Origin of the sequence: Spartinivicinus marinus (assembly GCF_026309355.1) — a bacterium.
Taxonomy (GTDB): Bacteria; Pseudomonadota; Gammaproteobacteria; order Pseudomonadales; family Zooshikellaceae; genus Spartinivicinus; species Spartinivicinus marinus.
In genome coordinates this window covers 3,433,882-3,453,556 of the sequence record NZ_JAPJZK010000001.1, presented here as the reverse complement: position 1 = coordinate 3,453,556, position 19,675 = coordinate 3,433,882, and the positions used below count along the sequence as shown (strand labels likewise).

The following is a 19,675-nucleotide window of genomic DNA, read 5'->3' as shown; positions in this document are numbered from 1 at the left end:
TCAATGACTACTCAAGCTAAAAGCTATCCCCTCATGCCCTGGATTCAAGTCAAACTGGATACAACCCGCGACCAAAGCGAAGCACTGGAAGATTTACTGCTGGCAATTGGCGCCAAAGCCGTTACTTTACAAGATGGCCAAGACCAACCAGTTTTTGAGCCAGCCTTAGGTACAACCCCACTTTGGGACAGTACCCAGGTCATTGGCCTGTTTGAGGCAAATACAGAAGTGGATTTGGTATTGGCATTTTTAGCTAATGAACTTAGCCCACTGCCACTACCCAATTGCAAAGTAGAAATAGTTGAGGATAAAGACTGGGAGCGGGAGTGGATGGACAACTATCATCCTATCCAATTTGGAAAAAGGCTCTGGGTTTGCCCCAGCTGGCGAGAAACTCCTGATCCTAGTGCAGCTAACTTGATTTTGGACCCCGGCCTGGCATTTGGTACTGGCACTCACCCTACCACAGCGCTGTGTTTAGAGTGGCTAGGCAACAATGAAATAGCTAATCAACAAGTGATTGACTATGGCTGCGGCTCAGGGATCTTAGGTATTGCTGCATTAATTCTTGGGGCTACCAATGTAGCTGCTATTGATAATGACCCCCAAGCATTAGAAGCAACGATTGCCAATGGTCAGCGCAATAATATAGCAGCTAATCGTTTACACACATTCTTACCTGAACAAGCACCTGATCAACCTATAGACATTATGCTAGCGAATATCCTAGCAGGGCCTTTAATCAACCTTGCCGAACGGTTAGCTTCTTTAACCAAAACAGGTGGTAAAATCTTGCTTTCAGGCATCCTCAAAGAGCAAGCTGAAACTGTCATAGCGTGCTATAGCCAGTGGTTCACAATGGAGCCACCAACTATCAGGGAAGACTGGGTAAGCATTTGCGGAGTGAAAAACTAATTTATTCAGGTTATATCACTGTTATTTGCTGCTGACTGCTATTTGCCGTTGTGAGTAGCAACTACAAACTTAAACCTTAATGGAAACACCTTGCAAATATGAGGTCATATTTTTAGCCAACGCTAGTAATTGTAGTGTCTATAAAGCGAACATAAAAACTGCGAATACCTACACAATACTGGCTATTATTACTAATCATTAGTTAAGATATACCCCATGTGTAGGGCTTAGCCACCCACATTGGGTATAACACCAATTCAGTCGCTGGGAAGTTACGCGTACTATGGCAGAAACCTGGGTAACCCGCTGTCCTCAATGTGGCACCTCCTTTAGGTTAACCAAAAGCCAACTTAATGCCGCCAACGGCTCTGTACGTTGTGGTTCCTGCCTGCATGTATTTCTTGCAACCAACTACTTAGTTTCTGAAAAACAGTACTCCCAACAGCCCTCCGCTGTTAGCTCACCAGAAAACCTATCATCATCAAACCATCAGCCTTCATCACCACAAGTCGATTATGACGAACTGGGCAGCGACAACGACCTGTTGATTCATGATGACATGGATGAAAATGGTGATACTGATCTTAGTGATGAAATGCTGGCGATTGAAAACAAGCCTGAGCCAAGCTCTTCACCTACCAGCAAACCCACTACTGACCATGCACTCAATAATAACACCGATGAGTCCTGGGCTCTGGCACTATTAGAAGAGCTAGAACAAGAAGAACAGCGAGAAGCAGACGTTATAAACCAGCACTCTACCCAAAAAAAAACTCAGGAACACAAATATACTCCTGCACCTCAACCTGCGGTAACCAGAAAGCCTCAGCCCACAGCTGCGCCAGCAATCAAGATCAGCAAACCAGCTACTGAAGTAGCTGAACCTAAAATTGCCAACAAACAGCATATAGAAACAGCAGTAGCACCTCCCAAACCGACTACTATTGAGCCACCTACTAAACCACCAGAAGCCATAGACAAAAAACAGCCACAACCCGAAATAGCCGCTACAAATGACCATGATGACCTATTAGGAGACCTTAAAGCAGATCCTATTGAGCTGGTTTACCCCAGCAAGTTTGCCTGGTTGAGAAAACTCGGCTGGTTATCTGTCAACCTGATAGCCATTGCAGCTATTATCACCCAACTCGCTTGGTATAACTTCGATGAATACGCGACTAAACTCCGTTGGCGCCCATATTATGCAACCGCTTGCAAATTACTTGGTTGCCAACTTCCACCACTGGTTGATGTAGGCAAAGTAATCAGCCGCAAGCTGATTGTGCGAAGCCACCCCAAATTCCAAAACGCTTTAGTTATTGATACTGTCATCATTAATAAGGCTAGGTTCCAACAACCTTTTCCAGTTATTGAGTTCAGTTTTTCAGACTTAAGTGGTCAGCTGGTTGCTACCAGACAATTTGAACCTGATGAGTATTTATCAGGAGAAGCGGCAGGCTTGACGATGATGCCCTCAAATGTACCAGTCAGACTATCTATTGATGTAGTAGACCCAGGCCCGACCGCTGTTAACTACAATATCAGCTTTACTCCAAATCCTAACTAACATTAGGCGCTTACCACTTGCAGGCTGAGCGGATTTTTCACCGTTTTCTCATGCATAGCTAAAGTAATAGCCCACTAATATGGCTTGGCAGTGTGTTTTAGAGCAACCACTAGAATGAGCCGACTAATGAGCAAATCTCAGTAAACTAGCCAACTTACAGCATTTACTTAACCTAGCTACTGATATCCACAAGATTACTGACTTTAAAACAAACAATTTTTTCTTTCAGGTGCTTTATCCATAGCCAGCAACAGAGTATGATAGCCACCCCTTCCAATCAGTGAAGACGAACCCTAAAACCTAATCGCTATTCAATCAATCAATAGTATCTGATATGTTTGATTGATGAGTCGATTTGTTTGTAATTTAATCAGGTACTAAAGGCAAACAGTGTTTCAAATTGGCCCCTATGCAATTGAGCCACCTGTTGTACTTGCACCCATGGCAGGTGTAACTGACAGGCCCTTTCGGCAGCTATGCAAACGCATGGGGGCAGGCCTAGTCGTATCTGAAATGGTAACGTCAGATACCCGCTTATGGCACAGCAGAAAATCTCAGCTTCGCCTGGATCATACAGGGGAAACTGAGCCTCGCTCGGTGCAAATTGCGGGTGGTGACCCAAAGATGATGGCTGAAGCAGCAGCTATGAACGCCGATCGAGGCGCTCAAATCATTGATATTAATATGGGCTGTCCTGCTAAAAAAGTATGTAATAAAGCAGCAGGTTCAGCGTTACTGAAAGACGAACAATTAGTAGAAGCTATTTTAAAAGCGGTTGTTCAGGCTGTCCCCCTACCGGTCACCCTGAAAATACGCACCGGTTGGGATCAAGCAAACCGCAATGGTACAACCATTGCCAAAATTGCTGAGGACTGCGGTATCGCTGCACTCGCTGTACATGGCCGAACTCGTGCTTGTGGCTATAAAGGCGAGGCAGAATACGACACCATCGCAGCAATCAAACAATCGATCTATATCCCGGTTATTGCCAACGGTGATATACGATCACCTGAACAAGCCAAAGCGGTTTTAGATTACACCGGTGCTGACGCGGTAATGATCGGCCGGGCTGCTCAAGGGCGGCCCTGGCTATTTCAAGAAATTAACCATTTCCTGCAAACAGGCTCACATTTACCGCCTCCCAGCCTCAGTGAAATCAAAGCGATACTGCTCACACATTTGGATCACCTGTATCAGTTTTATGGCAACTATATGGGGATACGTATTGCTCGAAAACACGTCGGCTGGTATTTGGCAGCGCAACCTGGTGGTAGCTGTTTTCGCAAACAGTTTAACCAGCTTGAAACAATAAGTGCTCAGCGCGCCTGCGTTCAGGAGTATTTTGAACGTTTAATTAACGGAGAGGACATTGCGGCATGACTGCATCTGAAACTACTTCTCAAGAACAAGCTCACTCTGCAACTGAAAACCTTGAGCTTCGCCAACACTTGACTAGCCCAGAGCAAGAGTCACAGACATTACGTGACAGTGTAGAAAAAGCTCTTAGCAATTATTTTTCTCACCTTGAGGGCCAGACAGTAACTGACGTTTATCAAATGGTACTTTCTGAAGTTGAGGCTCCACTTCTGGAAGTAGTCATGGGCTATGTCAAAGGTAACCAAACCAAAGCTTCACAAATTCTTGGCTTAAACCGAGGCACGCTTCGGAAAAAGCTAAAGCAGTATGGCCTGCTATAATTAGTTCAAAAAACAAAAGGCGGATTTTATCCGCCTTTTTTATTTAACTTTAAAAAAATCTGCCACTCTGTAATATCGCTATGCACACTCCAACTATTCGACGCGCTTTAATTAGTGTTTCTGATAAAACCGGCATTGTAGAGTTTGCCTCTGCACTTCACCAACATGGTATTGAAATCCTCTCTACTGGCGGCACCTTTAAACTGCTTAAGGAGCAATCGATTCCAGCTGTTGAAGTTTCTGACTACACAGGCTTCCCTGAAATGATGGATGGCCGAGTAAAAACCTTACACCCCAAAGTACATGGTGCCATTTTGGGCCGCCGCGGTCAGGATGACCAGATTATGGCTGAGCACGGCATCCAAGCTATCGATTTAGTTGTTGTCAATCTCTATCCCTTTTCCCAAACCGTTGCAAAGCCAGACTGTTTACTAGCCGATGCCATTGAAAATATCGACATTGGCGGCCCAACCATGGTGCGTGCAGCAGCGAAGAATTATAAAGACGTCGCTATCGTTGTTAATAGCACCGACTATTCAGCCGTATTAAATGAGCTGACTGAAAATAACCATGGTTTGAGTGACCGCACTCGCTTCGACTTGGCAGTAAAAGCCTTTGAACATACAGCGGGTTATGATGCTGCTATTGCCAACTACTTAGGCAAACAAGTATTGCTGTCAGGTGATCAGACTACCGCTTTTCCCCGCACTCTAAACTTGCAGTTCAATAAAGTAGAAGATATGCGCTATGGCGAAAACCCTCACCAACAGGCTGCTTTTTATAGGGAAGCAGACCCAGTAGAAGCCAGCGTCGCTACTGCTAAGCAATTACAAGGTAAGGCTCTCTCCTTCAATAACGTAGCTGATACTGATGCCGCTTTAGAATGCGTAAAATCCTTTGCTGAGCCTGCCTGTGTCATTGTTAAGCATGCCAACCCCTGTGGGGTTTCCGTTAGCAGTGATATTCTGCAAGCTTACAACCTGGCCTACCAAACTGATCCCACCTCAGCTTTTGGTGGCATTATTGCTTTTAACCGACCACTAGACTCTCTCACTGCTCAAGCCATTATCGAGCGCCAGTTTGTTGAAGTCATTATCGCCCCTGACATTGATGAACCAGCTTTAAACATCCTTAGCCAAAAGCAAAATGTGCGAGTGCTTCAGTGTGGTGAGCTACCACAGATACCTAGCCCGCAGCTTGATTACAAAAGGGTAAATGGTGGGATATTGGTTCAAGGTAGCGACATCCATCAAATCAGCATAGAAGATTTAAACGTTGTGACTGATCGCCAGCCTACTCAAGAAGAGCTGACAGACCTTCAGTTTGCCTGGAATGTAGCAAAGTTTGTGAAGTCCAATGCAATCGTCTATGCCAAGAATGGCCAAACCATTGGCGTGGGCGCAGGACAAATGAGCCGGGTGTACAGTGCCAAAATTGCTGGTATTAAAGCCAAAGATGAAAATTTAACCGTTGCTGGCTCCGTCATGGCATCAGATGCCTTTTTCCCTTTTAGAGATGGTATTGATGCAGCCGCAGCTGCCGGAATTACCGCAGTGATTCAGCCTGGCGGTTCAATGCGCGATGAGGAAGTCATCCAAGCTGCCAATGAAGCTGGCATGGCTATGGTGTTTACTGGGGTTCGTCATTTCCGTCACTAAGGTTAGATAACAGAATGAAAGTATTAATTATTGGTAGTGGTGGGCGTGAACATGCCCTGGCCTGGAAAGTAGCTCAAGATGAACAGGTCACTGAAGTGTTTGTTGCCCCCGGTAATGCAGGTACCACACTGGAGCCAAAGCTTACCAATGTAGCGATTGATGTTTTAGCGATTGATAAGCTATTAGCTTTTGCTCAGGCCAATGATATTGGTCTAACCATTGTTGGCCCTGAAGCACCATTAGTGGCAGGCATCGTCGATGCTTTCGAAGCAGCCGGTTTAGCTTGTTTTGGTCCTTCTAAAGGAGCAGCTCAACTAGAAGGCTCAAAAGCCTTTACCAAAGACTTCTTAGCCAGACATCAAATCCCCACTGCGGAATACCAAAACTTCACCGAAATTGAGCCCGCTAAAGCCTATATTCGCGAAAAAGGTACCCCTATTGTAATTAAGGCCGATGGTTTAGCTGCTGGTAAGGGCGTTATCATTGCCCAAACTGAAGCTGAAGCGTTTGCTGCTATTGATGATATGTTGGCAGGCAATGCCTTTGGTGAAGCTGGCCACCGCGTGGTTGTGGAAGAGTTTCTGCAAGGGGAAGAAGCCAGTTTTATCGTGATAGTTGATGGTGAACAGGTTTTACCACTGGCAACTTCACAAGACCATAAAGCCCGCGATGATGGCGACAAAGGCCCAAACACAGGTGGAATGGGTGCTTATTCTCCAGCGCCAGTCGTTACTCCAGCAATTCACCAGCGTGCCATGGAAGAAGTGATTATGCCAACCGTTCGCGGTATGGCTGCTGAAGGTAATCGCTACCGTGGTTTTCTTTATGCTGGCTTAATGATAGCTGAAGACGGCACACCTAAAGTGCTGGAGTACAACTGCCGGTTTGGTGACCCAGAAACGCAGCCAATTATGATGCGCTTAAAATCTAGCCTGGCAGAACTCTGCCTATCGGCCATTCAAGGCAACTTGCATCAGACCAAGTGTGACTGGGATCAACGAGCAGCACTAGGTGTAGTAATGGCGGCTGGCGGCTATCCAGAGAACTATGCCAAGGGTGACATAATCAATGGTTTAAACAACGTTACTGATGCCAAGGTTTTTCATGCAGGCACCAAACAGCAAGATAACCAGGTTGTCACCAATGGCGGTCGGGTGCTCTGTGTTACTGCGCTAGGTAAGACTGTCCAACAAGCTCAGCAAGCGGCCTATAAGGCAACCCAGCAAATTTCCTGGAATAATGTCTACTACCGAAAAGATATTGGTCACAGGGCTATTGCAAGAGAGCAAGCTAAGTCATAATACACAAGCAACCTACCACCCAGTCTATATTGTCACTAATAATAACTGAGTGGTAGCCTAAAAAAGTAGCATAAGCTTATGAAATCTATAGGTTAAACAACCTTTTCACATTCGTTATAATGGTAATTTAGTCTAGAAGGGATATCGCTCGTGCACAGGTCTGAAGTAAAGGCTAATCGCCACAACATGCTCCGATACCTGCTTGCGATATTACTCTGGGCTTGCCTACCTGTAACAGCTGAAGTTGTTATCAACAATACTAATTACCAAATCGATCTAGCCAACTACTTTGAAACCTACGAAGACAAACAAGCACAGCTGACTATCGACCAGGTAAAGTCAGAAGGCTACACCCATCGATTTGCCCCTTACCGGCAAAAGTTTTTCCAGTTTGAGCAAAGCCCATCAGCAACTTGGCTTCGTACAGCGATTCATAACAATACTGCTACTGCTCAGTCACCTTTTATCACCTTAGTAGGGACCGACCTCTACTGGGTTGATGCTTATATTGAGCAAGATAACCAGCTAAAAAAAGTAACCTCCAGTAATCAACATCAAACGAATGGCCCACTGACCAGCCACCACCGTTTGCTCATTCCATTACACTTAGCCCCAAACCAAACAGCGATTATTTTTCTCCGCGTCCAGCCCCAGCAGGCTCTTCATTTTGCCAGCCATTTAAAGTCACCCACCCAGGCCCTTGTCAGCAGTAATCGTAACCAATGGCTAAGTGGGCTATTATTTGGCCTTTTTTGTTGTGTAGCGATATATAACCTGCTGGCATTTTTTCATTTAAAAGAACGCAACTTTTTGTATATGTTTGCCTTGGTTAGCTGCTCTTTGATATTCCAGGGCACTTGGCAAGGGGTATTCAGCCAATTTAGCACCCTATCTGTTGCATCCCAATCACAACTCAGTGATATCGCTCTGTTACTTGGCTGCGCCTTTGCTAGTCACCTTAACCGTCGCTACTATCAAATAGGCATCGACCACCCCAAATTAGACCTGTATTTTGCCTGGCTTTGCGGCCTGTGCCTGCTTGCCACACTATTTGGCATCTTGTTTCCCGCTTGGCAGCCCACCGAGCTGAGCTTGTGGCTAACCAGTTTTATCGTGTTGAATATTTTTGGTTGCTCCCTGTATTACTTAAAACAGGGAAATAAATATGCCCGCTTTATGCTAGCCGCTCAGTCTCCGTGCGCATTAGCAATTTTGATTAATATTGCTCTCACTCTCAATATTATTCAGCTAGCGCCGTATAAAGCTGACTGGCTATTACTCAGTATTACCAGCTTAACTTTATTCGGTGTTTCTTATGCATTTAGCTTACAGTTTCATTTACAAGCCAAGGAGAAACTAGCGGCTGCCGAGCAGCTTACCAGACGCCCAAATAATCAGCTGAATCAAGCAGATTTTCTTGGCAAGGTTAGTCATGAATTACGCGGCCCAATGAATGGTATCCTGGGAATGAGTGAATTGCTGATGGATACCAGCCTTACCCCAAAACAACAGGACTATGCCAATACTATTTACCATGCTGGGAATGAGCTGCTTAACCAATTAAATCAAATGCTTGATATCAGCCGCTTAGAGCAAGATACTCTCAAGCTGGAAAAGGTTGATTTTGAGTTACCAGGGTTAATCGAAGCGTGTGTTAATATGTTCAGGCTAACCGCTGAGCAGCGTGGCATTGAGCTGATCAGCTATCTACAACCCGATGTTCCCGCTGTTATTAATAGCGACCCAAACCGGCTTCAGCAAATAATGCTTTCGTTGTTAAACCATGCACTCAAGCAAACGAATGCAGGTGAAATATTACTGGCAGGAACAGCTGAGCAAAGCGAGCAGGGTCAACAATTACGCATTGTTATTAAAGATACCAGTGAAGGCATGAGCCAATTTGAAAGACAGCAGTTGTTAACTAAAAAAGTGACGACAACTGAATTACTTAGCAGCAGCCAGCCGGATATTGCCATTGGTATTATTGTCGCCAAAGCACTAATTCAAAAAATGGGGGGTACCTTTGGTATCAAGAGTGAAATAGGTATAGGCACCACCTTTTGGTTTACCCTGCCACTTACGCCTGTAAAACAGGCTAAGCAACCACAACAGGACTTCGACTTTAAGGGTATTCGCGTACTGGTTGTGGATGATAATGAAACCTGCAGAAAAGTCCTTACCCAACAATGCCTAAGCCTAGGTATGGATGTAACATCTGCACAAAATGGCAAAGAAGCACTGGCTTTACTACGGACTAAAGCAAACCTACAAGCACATTATGATTTAGTGATTTTGGATCAAAATATGCCTGTTATGAACGGGCTACAACTGTCGGCAAAAATCAAAGAAGATCCAAACATCAGCAATGATGTTCTGGTAATCATGCTCACCGGCGTCAGTCATATGCCCAGCATTGTTGAAGCCAGAAATGCTGGCGTTAAGCGAATTTTAACCAAGCCTATTGCTCACTACACCCTAGAGAGCGCTCTGAAAGAAGAATTAGCCAAATTTCAGCCTCAATCTAGCACAATGGCAAAAGACTTTTTAACCCAACAAGAACTGCCACAAAACTTAAAAGTGCTGGTGGTTGAGGATAACCCCACCAGCGCAAAAGTCATCAAAGGTATGCTTGCCAAACTGAATGTAACTCCAGTGATAGCAGCTAATGGTAACGAAGCAGTTGAAGTATTTAAAAATAAGCGCTTTCAAATTATTTTTATGGACTGTGAAATGCCTATTATGGATGGTTTTGAGGCTACTGAGCGGATTCGCCAATGGGAGCAACAGCAACACCTATCCCCTACTCCCATTATTGCACTCAGTGCCCATGGAATACAGGATCAAAAGCAACGAATTGCAGCGGTAGGTATGAATGGACAGTTAACCAAACCCCTTGAGCTGGCAGCACTTCATGAAGTACTACAAATATGGGCACTACCTACAGCAGCCGAGCCCGTAGCCGAAAGCTAACCTCTCTCCATATCACACATCAAATGACTCAATAATCTGCCGCTCTTGATCATTTAAGGCTACTTGCCGGAATTGATCAATCGCTGCAGCAGTAACAGCAGCTGCAGGTTCTTCTGCTGTGGTAGCTATTGCAGGAGCATTACTAGGCTGCTCTGCAGCCACTTCATTAGCAGGAGGGTTAAGATTTGGGTTAGGAATTGTTACCCCCCCTGCTTGAGCATTTGCTTCACTGACAACAGTTATGTCATTTTCTGCATCAGCACTCACATTAATGGTTTGATCAGCCGTATCTACTTGGCCTTGCTGATTTTGATTAACTACTTGTTCACTTTCCTCATCGGCATCTGGAATAACTTCCCGAATATCAATGGCTAATACCACTTCATTGGTAAGTTCATTATTAGCAGGTTGATTTAAAGGTGCTTGAGATTGACTTACCACTGCCGATTGAGCACCTCCATTGGTAACCGCTGGTTGATTTGTGGGGGTATTGTTATCAGCAATTGTGTTTTGTGGGCTACCAGCTGCTTGTTGGGCTGGCTGTTGCACTGTTTGTGTAATTTCTTGTTGGGTTTGTACAGAGGTTTGCGTAGTCTCCCTTGCGCCTGCAACATTGGGCAGAGAACTGATCTCATTTTCAGCTACACGAGCTTGGGGTTCATTATTCAGGCTAATGGTGACAGGCCGTGACTCAATCGCACTCGTTTGTGCGCTTGGGGGTGGCTCTGAGAGGGTTAGTGGTTGAGTCGCTAAACTGGCCTGGGAAGCGAGGGTATTTCGCGCCTCACGACTGATCTGTACTTCTACACCTACAGGTTGCTGGGCTCTAGCTTCTCGTTGTTGTTGCTCCTGATTTAGCTCAGGACGCTGTGCCACTCTATTAGATGCAACCGCTAAAGTATGACTCACTTCCATCGTCTGAACCACCATTAACCTTGGCTGATATCCCTGTTATAGCATATCTAGTCAGCTTATTTTACTAGTGGTTAGATGGTTTACTAATAACCGTCAGAGCTAAAGCTTATTTCAGCTGCTAGAGGCTGAGGTTAAAGCCATGTCTATCTATTCAAAACCCTCATAGGAACCTGGGGCTAAATTTTCAAACCGGGTGTACTTACCAATAAAAGCTAACTTAACTGCTCCAATAGGACCATTCCGCTGCTTACCAATAATGATTTCAGCGACCCCTTTCTGTTCAGTGTCAGGGTTGTAAACCTCATCTCGGTAAACAAACATGATTACGTCAGCATCCTGCTCAATCGCCCCAGATTCCCGCAAGTCAGAGTTTACTGGACGTTTATTAGGCCGCTGCTCAAGACTCCGGTTCAGCTGGGAAAGCGCAACAACTGGGGTATTAAACTCTTTTGCCAATGCTTTTAGGGAGCGCGAGATTTCCGATATTTCATTGGTTCGGCCTTCGTTATTACCAGGCACTTGCATTAACTGCAAGTAGTCCACCATGATTAAACCTATATCTCCATGCTCTCGAACAATTCGTCGCGCTCTTGAACGCATTTCAGTCGGGCTGATACCAGCAGTATCATCTACAAACAGTTTCTTCTCATTGATCATATTGACCGCTGCCGCCAGCTTCGGCCAATCATCTTCTTCCAGCTTACCTGTCCGAACCTTGGTCTGGTCTATTCTCCCAAGCGACGATAGCATCCGCATCATCAACTGTTCTGCAGGCATCTCCAAGCTAAAGACCAACACAGCTTTATCAGAGTTGAGTAGCGCATTTTCTACCAGGTTCATGGCAAACGTTGTCTTCCCCATCGATGGTCGACCTGCCACGATCACCATATCCGATGGCTGCAACCCTGCTGTCATATCATCAAGGTCATTAAAGCCCGTGGTAATGCCCGTTAAGCTATCACCAGCATTGAATAGCTCATCAATTCTATCGATGGCTTTGTTAAGCAGCTCTTTTACACCAACCGGCCCACCATCTTTGGGCCTATCTTCAGCAATTTGAAAAACCTCACGCTCAGCTTCATCAAGAATTTCACTGCTGGAGCGTCCGCTAGGATTATAAGCTCGATCAGCAATCCCCTGGCTTACTTTGATCAGCCGCCGCAAGATTGACCTTTCATACACAATATCAGCATAAGCACGAATATTTGCTGTACTGGGCGTATTTTGTGCCAGATCGGTTAAATAAGCTAAGCCACCACTTCCTTCCAGCTGATCAAGCTGGGTTAGCTCTTCAACAATAGTCAGAGGATCAAAGGGTTTTCCAGCGGCTACAGAGCTGGCAATAATTCGAAAAATATCTCGGTGTGGACGGTGATAAAAATCAGCGGAGGTAATTCGATCAGATACTAAATCCCAAGCATTATTATCTAATAGCAAACCACCAATGACAGACTGTTCAGCCTCCATAGACTGAGGGGCTTCTCTTAATGAAAGGGCTGTCTGCTCGGCTTGTTCAGTTGCTAAAGTGGGGCCTTGATCCATTGCCTACATTACCTGCTCGGCTAGGTATTCAATACAGATCTTCAGTCTACACACTACTTACAATTTACTCATACACTATAAGCAGTATAGTTAGATTGAGTTATAGAAAAATGCTTATAACACAGAATAAAAAGCACCCGCAATTGCAAACAATGCGAGTGCTTTTTACATACCGAATAAATAATTTAATTATTCAGCTTCTACAGTCACTTTCAGGGTTGCATCAACGTCAGTGTGCAGATGAATATTTACATCAAACTCACCTATGTGACGCAGAGGCCCTTCAGGCAAACGAATCTCACTCTTACTGACTTCAACACCGGCAGCAGAAATTGCTTCAGCCAAGTCACGAGTACCAATAGATCCAAACAGTTTACCTTCATCACCTGCTTTAGCAGTTAAAGTAAGCTCAAGCTCACCAATAACTTCTGCGCGTTTTTGCGCAGCTGCTAAGTTTTCTGCAGCAGCTTTTTCCAGCTCAGCACGACGAGCTTCAAACTCAGCCACATTAGATTTAGTAGCAGGAACAGCCTTATTAAAAGGAATCAGAAAGTTACGGCCATAACCTGGCTTTACTGAAACCTTGTCTCCCAAATTGCCAAGGTTGGCAATTTTTTCTAACAAAATCACTTCCATCTTGCTTACCTCAAGATTTTTCCCACTTAGCTAGCCTGAGCCTGCTGGCTTAATCAGCCGACCACGAAAGTCAATAAAGCTATCTAAGAGGGCAACTAAAACCGTCAAAAAGAACATAATTGGGGCGAGTAAGACTTGCACTGCATAAAATGTTGCTAAGCCTAGTGCATTATTGCCTTTAGTCACAATAATTGAGTGGCACATAGCTAGACCAGCAAAAAATAGTGGTGTTAATACGATTGGTAGTGTAGCTGCAAAACCAACCCCTACATTTACCCCTAAAAAGAACAATATCAATATTGTTACTGCTACCCTAGGAGGAAAACGTAGACTAAACAGCTCTTTATGAAACCCACCAGGTACATAAAGTACTGATTGCCACCATCGAGCTAGCATCAGTGCTACCACTGACAATAATAAACACCTGCTAGCTTTCGAGCCGGCTGATGCTGGTAATAAAAACTCTTTAATATAGCCAACAACTTTTTCACCGCCAGGCTCACTTGAGAGCTGCTGATAAAAACCCGCCTGAGTTAACGCCTGATGAAGCTGTTCAGCCACGGCCTTTAAGACATCCGGCTGAAACATCAACAGTGCTAGCATCATGGCTAAACCAACAAAAATACTGGTTAGCAAAGCCACTTGCCAGGACATTGATTTTCTTAATACCAGGGCTAAAGCACTCGCGCCCAAAATAGTCATTACTGGGCTAATATCATGCTGAAAGACTACCAGTCCTATTGCTGGCACCAACCCCCAGGCTAACACCATACTGCCAGCCTGCCAGCCTCGCCGTAAAATGACTAGGGCTACCGTAGCAGCGCTTAACCAATATGCAAAAGGCACCATCGCAGCTACAGCGGCTACTCCCGCTGCATGCTTAGGGCTACGCATAATAAGTTCAGCCAAGCCTCGCATTATATTCCCTTTATATTCAACAACTGTCGCCGACCACTACTTAGTGACGATCAGTGTAAGGCAGTAATGCGATATAACGCGCACGCTTGACAGCTGCTGCCAACTGGCGTTGATACTTCGCTTTAGTGCCTGTAATCCGGCTTGGGACGATCTTACCAGTTTCAGAAACATAGGCTTTCAGGGTATTGGTATCTTTGTAATCGATTTCCTTTACGCCTTCAGCGGTAAAGCGGCAAAACTTTCTGCGACGAAAAAAACGTGCCATAGCAACGTCTCCTATTAAATGTTAGGAAAAAACCAAATGAATTAATCTTCCGCGTGATCAGCTTCTTCAACGTCAGCTTTAGCTTGATCATCACGACGCTGCTCACGAGTATCTTCTGGCTTCATGATTATTGAAGGCTCAGTGATAGCTTCGTTACGACGAACCACCATATGGCGAATAACTGCATCGTTGAAACGGAAAGAGTTTTGCAATTCATCTAATGTTTCATTGCCACACTCAACGTTCATCATCACATAGTGTGCTTTATGAACTTTCTGAATTGGGTAAGCAAGCTGGCGACGCCCCCAATCTTCTAAACGATGGATCTTACCTTCACCCTGCTCAATCAGCTTGGTATAGCGATCGACCATGGCGCCAACTTGTTCACTTTGATCAGGGTGAACGAGAAATACAATTTCATAATGACGCATAGCATCTCCTTTCGGATTAATAGCCTTCTGCTCAAGCTAACAGCACTATTGCTATTAACTGCAGTAAGGCAAGGAGCTAAGAGAGTTGTTTTGCCGCACTGTCTAACAGTGCTTTAAGACAACTTCATTGGCTAGCCAGAAAGTCAATTAAATTAATTCCTGGCTTAAGGGTACCTCTAAGTGAACCGCGCATTCTAGTGAAGCCGGGTCAAACTTGCAAGCACCTACAAGCTTAGCTTGAATTTACAATCTTGATCATTTAACAGACTTGATTAATAGGCTTTCTTGATAAAAAAGCAGCCAGGTTTGCAGCAGCCATATTCACCAGGGTCTGTCTTGCCGCTTGAGTTCCCCAAGCGTTGTGAGGAGTAATATAAAGGTTCGGAATATTGGGCTGGAATAATGGATGATCAACAGGGGGAGGCTCTTCACTCACCACATCCAGTGCAGCACCACCCAACCATCCTGCTTTCAAGGCATCTACCAGCGCCTGCTCTTCAAGTAATCCGCCTCGCGCAGTATTAATTAATAATGCACCCGGCTTAACCAAACGCAAAGTATGGCGGTTAAATAAATGCTCTGTTTGCTCAGACAAAGGACAGTGCAAGGAAATAACATCGGCTTGTGGCAATGCAGTTTCAAAAGGCAAACGCTCAACTCCTTCAACCAACTGGCTTTGATGGCCTTCAAAGGTAGCTGCAATAACCTTCATTCCCAGCGCTTTAACCAGTTTTGCCACAGCCTGCCCCAGCTCACCCAAGCCAATAATAAGACAAGTTTTTCCAGCTAGCTCTAGAATAGGCTGATTTAATAGACAAAAATGTTCACTTTGCTGCCACTGACCTTGCTTAACAGCTGCTAAGTAATCTGGCTGACGGGTAGCCAGGTTAAGAATTAAGGCTAAAGTGTGCTGAGCAACACTATGAGTACCATACCCTCGAACATTACTCACCACTATCTGGCGAGACTTGGCTGCAGCTAAATCAATATTATTTGTGCCTGTTGCTAATACACCAATATATTTAATCTGCGGGTTTTCACTTAAAACTGGCTCAGTCATAGCCACTTTGTTGGTTAATACTATTTCCGCACCAGCTAACCTTGCATTTAACTGCAGGGCTGTTGTTTGATCATAACTCTGCCACTCTTTCAGCTGTCGTGTAATAGGCTGTAAGTCGAGATCATCCGGAGCTAATGAGGCCACATCAAGAATAATCCCTTTCATAAAAGCTACTCCATACTTGATTTTTGCTTCAATCGACGCTGCCTAACTGCTTCAAATAAACATACTCCGGTGGCAACAGATACATTTAAACTGGAAACTGTACCTGCCATCGGAATATTAACTAAATAATCACAATACTCTCTGGTAAGGCGACGCATCCCCTTTCCTTCAGCACCCATTACCAGGGCAATAGCGCCGCTCAACTCAACATCATAAACCGTTTGCTCTGACTCTCCAGCGGTGCCTACAATCCAAATACCTAACTCTTGGACCAGCTTAAGTGTACGCGCCAGATTAGTCACAGAAAATAATGGCATGGTTTCTGCCGCACCACAGGCCACTTTTCTTACCGTCGTATTTAGTCCAGCCGATTTATCTTTGGGGATAATCACCGCATCAACCCCTGCAGCATCAGCTGTTCGTAAACAGGCACCTAAATTATGTGGGTCGGTCACTCCATCAAGAATTAATAACAAGGGAGCATGGTTTAAACCTTGTAAAAAGCCTGCAAGCTCTTTTTCACCTGCTGCAGTAATCGGTTTAACTTTTGCCAACACACCTTGGTGCACTCCAGCAATATCTCTAAAAAATGCCTTATCAGGATAACTGACTCGCACGCCATACTGATGAGCCAACTCCGTCAATTTAACCAGGCGGTCTGGTAATTTTTTCACTTGCTGAATATTTAACTCAATCACTTGCTCAGGGTGCTGTTCTAATAATGCTTGAACCGCATGCACCCCTATAACCCAATCTGGTTTTGACATATGTTTACTATCAGTTACTTAAAAAACGACTTATGCTGTTTAACCCAAGTTTCAGCTTACAGGCTTTCGTTTAGCTGACCGTTTTCTTGGTATTTTTGTTCCACTTTTAGGCGCTGCCGCCTGACCACCAAGCGCCTCTTGATTAGAAGACTTCTTGGCTTTATGTTTAGGCTTATTTTTCCTATTCACGTTTTTTTCTGAATCGACTTTAACAGCTTTCCGCTTCTTTTTTCCTGGCTGCGCTTTTTCTACCGAACCTCTTAAGTGAGATTTCCTTTTAGCTGTTTTTTTTCTCGATTTATCAGCTGACTTTGCTTCATTTCTTTTCCCTTTATGCTTTCCTTTACGCTTGGAAGGCGTAAACTCAGCCACTTCAAAATCAATTTTCTTGTCGTCTAAATTAACGCGAGCAACAGTAACAGTAATTGGATCCCCCAAACGATAAGTCACGCCTGTGCGCTCACCCCGCAAGCGTTGATGAGCAGGATCAAAATGATAATAATCACCTGGCAGATTACTAATATGTACTAGCCCTTCAATATAAAAGTCAGTCAGCTCAACAAAAATACCAAACCCAGTGACTGCAGAGATTACTCCTGCATAAGTTTCACCAATATGACCTTGGATAAACTCACACTTTAACCAATCAACAACATCACGAGTTGCATCATCTGCACGCCTTTCTGTCATTGAGCAGTGCTCGCCCAATGCCATCATATCCGCTGGCTGGTAAGGGAGAATATTTTTCTTGGCTATCACCCGAGCGCCCTTTGCCCGTTTCACATTCGCTGATTCATTGTTACTACGAATCACATGACGAATAGCCCGGTGTACTAGCAAGTCAGGGTAGCGGCGAATAGGCGAAGTAAAATGGGTGTAGGCTTTATAAGCTAGTCCAAAGTGCCCTTTATTTTCTGGCTGATACACCGCTTGACTGAGCGAGCGCAATAACATGGTTTGAATAATATGAGCATCTGGTCGCTCAGCTATTTGTTCCATTAAGTCCTGATAGTCAGCAGGCTTTGGTTTATTTGATTTTAAAACCAACCCTAACTCACCTAAAAAGCTTTTCAAATTAAGCAGCTTTTCTGATTTCGGCCCTTCATGCACTCGATATAATGCTGGCAATTGATGTTTTTCTAAAAACCGAGCAGTGGCAACATTCGCGCACAGCATACACTCTTCAATTAGCTTATGGGCTTCATTACGCTCTGTTGGAATTATCCGCTCAATTTTACGGTTTTCACCAAAAACTATTTGTGTTTCTGTCGTTTCAAAATCAATGGCACCCCGTTTTTCACGGGCTTCACGCAACACATGATACAGGCCAAATAAATTATTCAAATGCGGCAACAGTGGTGCAAACTGCTTACAAAGTGATTTTCCCTCCTGACTATTGGCCAGGGTCAACATTTTATTAACCTGGTTATAAGTGAGCCTCCCATGGGAGTGAATCACAGCCTCATAAAAGCAATAACCACTAAGTTTACCTTTGGCACTTACGGTCATTTCACAAACCATTGCCAGCCTGTCAACTTTTGGGTTTAACGAACACAAACCGTTGGACAACACCTCTGGCAACATGGGTACTACATGCTCTGGAAAATAAACTGAGTTACCCCGTAAAAATGCCTCTTTATCTAGCGCACCATCTACTTTTACATAATGGGATACATCTGCAATTGCAACGTATAGTCGCCAACCTCCACCACGTTTGGCCTCACAATAGACTGCATCATCAAAGTCTTTAGCGTCTTCACCATCAATGGTAACAAAAGGCAATTGCCGTAAATCATGACGTGCTTTTTTATCGGACTCATCAACATGATCAGTAAATTGCTGAATTTCTGCTAGCACTTGTTCAGGCCATTGATGAGGAATATTATGGGCACGAATAGCTACATCAATTTCCATCCCTGGCGCCATATGGTCACCCAACACTTCTTTAACGATGCCAATGGGTTGTCGGTGTAAAGAAGGCTGTTCAACCAGCTCAACCATCACATATTGGCCCTGTATTGCCTGCAAAGGGCCAGGTTCAATTTGGATATCAACACTAACTCGTTTGTTATCCGGCACCACAAAGGAAACACCACTTTCAGTAAAGTAGCGGCCCACTAATTGATGGGTATTACGTTCCAGCACCTCAACAATTACGCCTTCTCTTTTTCCTTTTCGGTCCACAGAGGCCACTCGGGCCATAACCCGATCACCATCCAGCACCTGACGCATTTGCTTGGCTGATAAAAATAAATCATCACTGCCATCTTGTGGGATTAAAAAGCCGTAGCCATCCCGATGCCCCATGACCAAACCTTGGACTAAGTCCATTTTGGACGCCAAACCAAATGCGCCTCGACGAGTTTGCAGGAGCTGCCCATCCCTTTGCATGGCTCTCAGTCGCCTGCGTAGAGCCTCTTTATGTTCATCAGAAGTTAAATCTAGTGCTTTGCAAATTGCTGCATGACTAGCCGGTGCTCCACGCTCCTCAAGCAGCTCCATAATGAGCTCTCGGCTAGGAATAGGGTTTGCGTATTTTTCTGCTTCTTCCGCTGCTTGCGGATCTTTTTCTTTCCACCATTCAGGCATATTGTTACTTTTTTTCCTAAAATATTGTGGGCTTTTAGCCCTTAATGGCTAAATATAAATGCCCTTAAATTGTTAATTATAAAACCTCCTTTTTGAAGGTCAGTACATATACACACGATTTGTCGTAACAAAGGCTATGGATAATCTTCAAACCAACAAAGTTCATCTTATATCATTAAAAGATATTGTCGGTGGACTGTTAGCTCATCGTCAACTAAAGAATATACCTTTAGCGCTGGCTATTCAAAATGTGAGGATCTATTGGGAGGCTACAACTGT

16 protein-coding genes are annotated in these 19,675 nt (G+C 44.5%); 7 read left to right on the top strand and 9 right to left on the bottom strand.

Annotated features, from left to right (window positions below):
• Nucleotides 1–3: 3 nt before the first annotated feature.
• The 7 genes from prmA (at nucleotide 4) to OQE68_RS15520 (ending at nucleotide 10,108) form a co-directional block, all read left to right on the top strand.
• Nucleotides 4–915 carry a 50S ribosomal protein L11 methyltransferase gene (gene prmA / locus OQE68_RS15550; protein ID WP_434801428.1) on the top strand — a complete coding sequence of 304 codons (912 nt, stop codon included), beginning with the start codon at nucleotides 4–6 and terminating at the stop codon, nucleotides 913–915.
• Nucleotides 916–1,198: 283 nt separating this feature from the next.
• Complete coding sequence (locus OQE68_RS15545; RefSeq protein ID WP_180568705.1) at nucleotides 1,199–2,482, top strand: DUF3426 domain-containing protein; 1,284 nt, start codon at nucleotides 1,199–1,201, stop codon at nucleotides 2,480–2,482.
• Nucleotides 2,483–2,872: 390 nt separating this feature from the next.
• Nucleotides 2,873–3,862 carry a tRNA dihydrouridine synthase DusB gene (dusB, locus tag OQE68_RS15540; protein WP_180568706.1) on the top strand — a complete coding sequence of 330 codons (990 nt, stop codon included), beginning with the start codon at nucleotides 2,873–2,875 and terminating at the stop codon, nucleotides 3,860–3,862.
• Nucleotides 3,859–4,179 (top strand): DNA-binding transcriptional regulator Fis, encoded by a 321-nt coding sequence (fis, locus tag OQE68_RS15535; RefSeq protein ID WP_180568707.1) that lies wholly within the window; start codon nucleotides 3,859–3,861, stop codon nucleotides 4,177–4,179. Before dusB ends, fis begins: the two co-directional genes overlap by 4 nt.
• A gap of 80 nt (nucleotides 4,180–4,259) precedes the next feature.
• The gene (gene purH, locus OQE68_RS15530) at nucleotides 4,260–5,837 is read left to right on the top strand and encodes a bifunctional phosphoribosylaminoimidazolecarboxamide formyltransferase/IMP cyclohydrolase (protein WP_180568708.1); all 1,578 of its coding nucleotides are present in this window, start codon (nucleotides 4,260–4,262) and stop codon (nucleotides 5,835–5,837) included.
• A gap of 14 nt (nucleotides 5,838–5,851) precedes the next feature.
• On the top strand, nucleotides 5,852–7,138 hold the full coding sequence (gene purD, locus OQE68_RS15525) for a phosphoribosylamine--glycine ligase (RefSeq protein ID WP_180568709.1): 1,287 nt from the start codon (nucleotides 5,852–5,854) through the stop codon (nucleotides 7,136–7,138).
• A gap of 150 nt (nucleotides 7,139–7,288) precedes the next feature.
• Nucleotides 7,289–10,108 (top strand): hybrid sensor histidine kinase/response regulator, encoded by a 2,820-nt coding sequence (locus OQE68_RS15520; RefSeq protein WP_180568710.1) that lies wholly within the window; start codon nucleotides 7,289–7,291, stop codon nucleotides 10,106–10,108.
• 12 nt (nucleotides 10,109–10,120) lie between these two features.
• Here OQE68_RS15520 and OQE68_RS15515 read toward each other — a convergent pair whose 3' ends face one another.
• The 9 genes from OQE68_RS15515 to rnr form a co-directional block, all read right to left on the bottom strand.
• Complete coding sequence (locus OQE68_RS15515) at nucleotides 10,121–11,023, bottom strand: hypothetical protein (protein WP_180568711.1); 903 nt, start codon at nucleotides 11,021–11,023, stop codon at nucleotides 10,121–10,123.
• A 147-nt stretch (nucleotides 11,024–11,170) separates the two neighbouring features.
• Nucleotides 11,171–12,565, bottom strand: a complete 1,395-nt coding sequence (dnaB, locus tag OQE68_RS15510; protein ID WP_180568712.1) for a replicative DNA helicase — start codon at nucleotides 12,563–12,565, stop codon at nucleotides 11,171–11,173.
• Between the two features lie 189 nt (nucleotides 12,566–12,754).
• Nucleotides 12,755–13,201 (bottom strand): 50S ribosomal protein L9, encoded by a 447-nt coding sequence (gene rplI / locus OQE68_RS15505; RefSeq protein WP_180568713.1) that lies wholly within the window; start codon nucleotides 13,199–13,201, stop codon nucleotides 12,755–12,757.
• A 30-nt stretch (nucleotides 13,202–13,231) separates the two neighbouring features.
• On the bottom strand, nucleotides 13,232–14,119 hold the full coding sequence (locus OQE68_RS15500) for a hypothetical protein (RefSeq protein WP_180568714.1): 888 nt from the start codon (nucleotides 14,117–14,119) through the stop codon (nucleotides 13,232–13,234).
• 40 nt (nucleotides 14,120–14,159) lie between these two features.
• Complete coding sequence (rpsR, locus tag OQE68_RS15495; protein ID WP_180568715.1) at nucleotides 14,160–14,384, bottom strand: 30S ribosomal protein S18; 225 nt, start codon at nucleotides 14,382–14,384, stop codon at nucleotides 14,160–14,162.
• Between the two features lie 41 nt (nucleotides 14,385–14,425).
• Nucleotides 14,426–14,815: a 30S ribosomal protein S6 gene (gene rpsF, locus OQE68_RS15490; protein ID WP_180568716.1), complete on the bottom strand. Its 390-nt coding sequence runs from the start codon at nucleotides 14,813–14,815 to the stop codon at nucleotides 14,426–14,428.
• A 259-nt stretch (nucleotides 14,816–15,074) separates the two neighbouring features.
• Complete coding sequence (locus OQE68_RS15485; RefSeq protein ID WP_180568717.1) at nucleotides 15,075–16,040, bottom strand: D-2-hydroxyacid dehydrogenase; 966 nt, start codon at nucleotides 16,038–16,040, stop codon at nucleotides 15,075–15,077.
• Between the two features lie 5 nt (nucleotides 16,041–16,045).
• A complete protein-coding gene (gene rlmB, locus OQE68_RS15480) occupies nucleotides 16,046–16,807 on the bottom strand; it encodes a 23S rRNA (guanosine(2251)-2'-O)-methyltransferase RlmB (protein WP_180568718.1) in 762 nt (253 codons plus the stop codon).
• A gap of 51 nt (nucleotides 16,808–16,858) precedes the next feature.
• A complete protein-coding gene (rnr, locus tag OQE68_RS15475; protein ID WP_180568719.1) occupies nucleotides 16,859–19,396 on the bottom strand; it encodes a ribonuclease R in 2,538 nt (845 codons plus the stop codon).
• Nucleotides 19,397–19,675 lie beyond the last annotated feature (279 nt).

Excerpts from the sequence above, each read along its gene's own strand:
- prmA (WP_434801428.1), top strand. The coding sequence starts at position 4 with ATGACTACTCAAGCTAAAAGCTATCCCCTCATGCCCTGGATTCAAGTC.
- OQE68_RS15545 (WP_180568705.1), top strand. The coding sequence starts at position 1,199 with ATGGCAGAAACCTGGGTAACCCGCTGTCCTCAATGTGGCACCTCCTTT.
- fis (WP_180568707.1), top strand. The coding sequence starts at position 3,859 with ATGACTGCATCTGAAACTACTTCTCAAGAACAAGCTCACTCTGCAACT.
- purH (WP_180568708.1), top strand. The coding sequence starts at position 4,260 with ATGCACACTCCAACTATTCGACGCGCTTTAATTAGTGTTTCTGATAAA.
- purD (WP_180568709.1), top strand. The coding sequence starts at position 5,852 with ATGAAAGTATTAATTATTGGTAGTGGTGGGCGTGAACATGCCCTGGCC.
- OQE68_RS15515 (WP_180568711.1), bottom strand. The coding sequence starts at position 11,023 with ATGGAAGTGAGTCATACTTTAGCGGTTGCATCTAATAGAGTGGCACAG.
- dnaB (WP_180568712.1), bottom strand. The coding sequence starts at position 12,565 with ATGGATCAAGGCCCCACTTTAGCAACTGAACAAGCCGAGCAGACAGCC.
- rplI (WP_180568713.1), bottom strand. The coding sequence starts at position 13,201 with ATGGAAGTGATTTTGTTAGAAAAAATTGCCAACCTTGGCAATTTGGGA.
- OQE68_RS15500 (WP_180568714.1), bottom strand. The coding sequence starts at position 14,119 with ATGCGAGGCTTGGCTGAACTTATTATGCGTAGCCCTAAGCATGCAGCG.
- rpsR (WP_180568715.1), bottom strand. The coding sequence starts at position 14,384 with ATGGCACGTTTTTTTCGTCGCAGAAAGTTTTGCCGCTTTACCGCTGAA.
- rpsF (WP_180568716.1), bottom strand. The coding sequence starts at position 14,815 with ATGCGTCATTATGAAATTGTATTTCTCGTTCACCCTGATCAAAGTGAA.
- OQE68_RS15485 (WP_180568717.1), bottom strand. The coding sequence starts at position 16,040 with ATGAAAGGGATTATTCTTGATGTGGCCTCATTAGCTCCGGATGATCTC.
- rlmB (WP_180568718.1), bottom strand. The coding sequence starts at position 16,807 with ATGTCAAAACCAGATTGGGTTATAGGGGTGCATGCGGTTCAAGCATTA.
- rnr (WP_180568719.1), bottom strand. The coding sequence starts at position 19,396 with ATGCCTGAATGGTGGAAAGAAAAAGATCCGCAAGCAGCGGAAGAAGCA.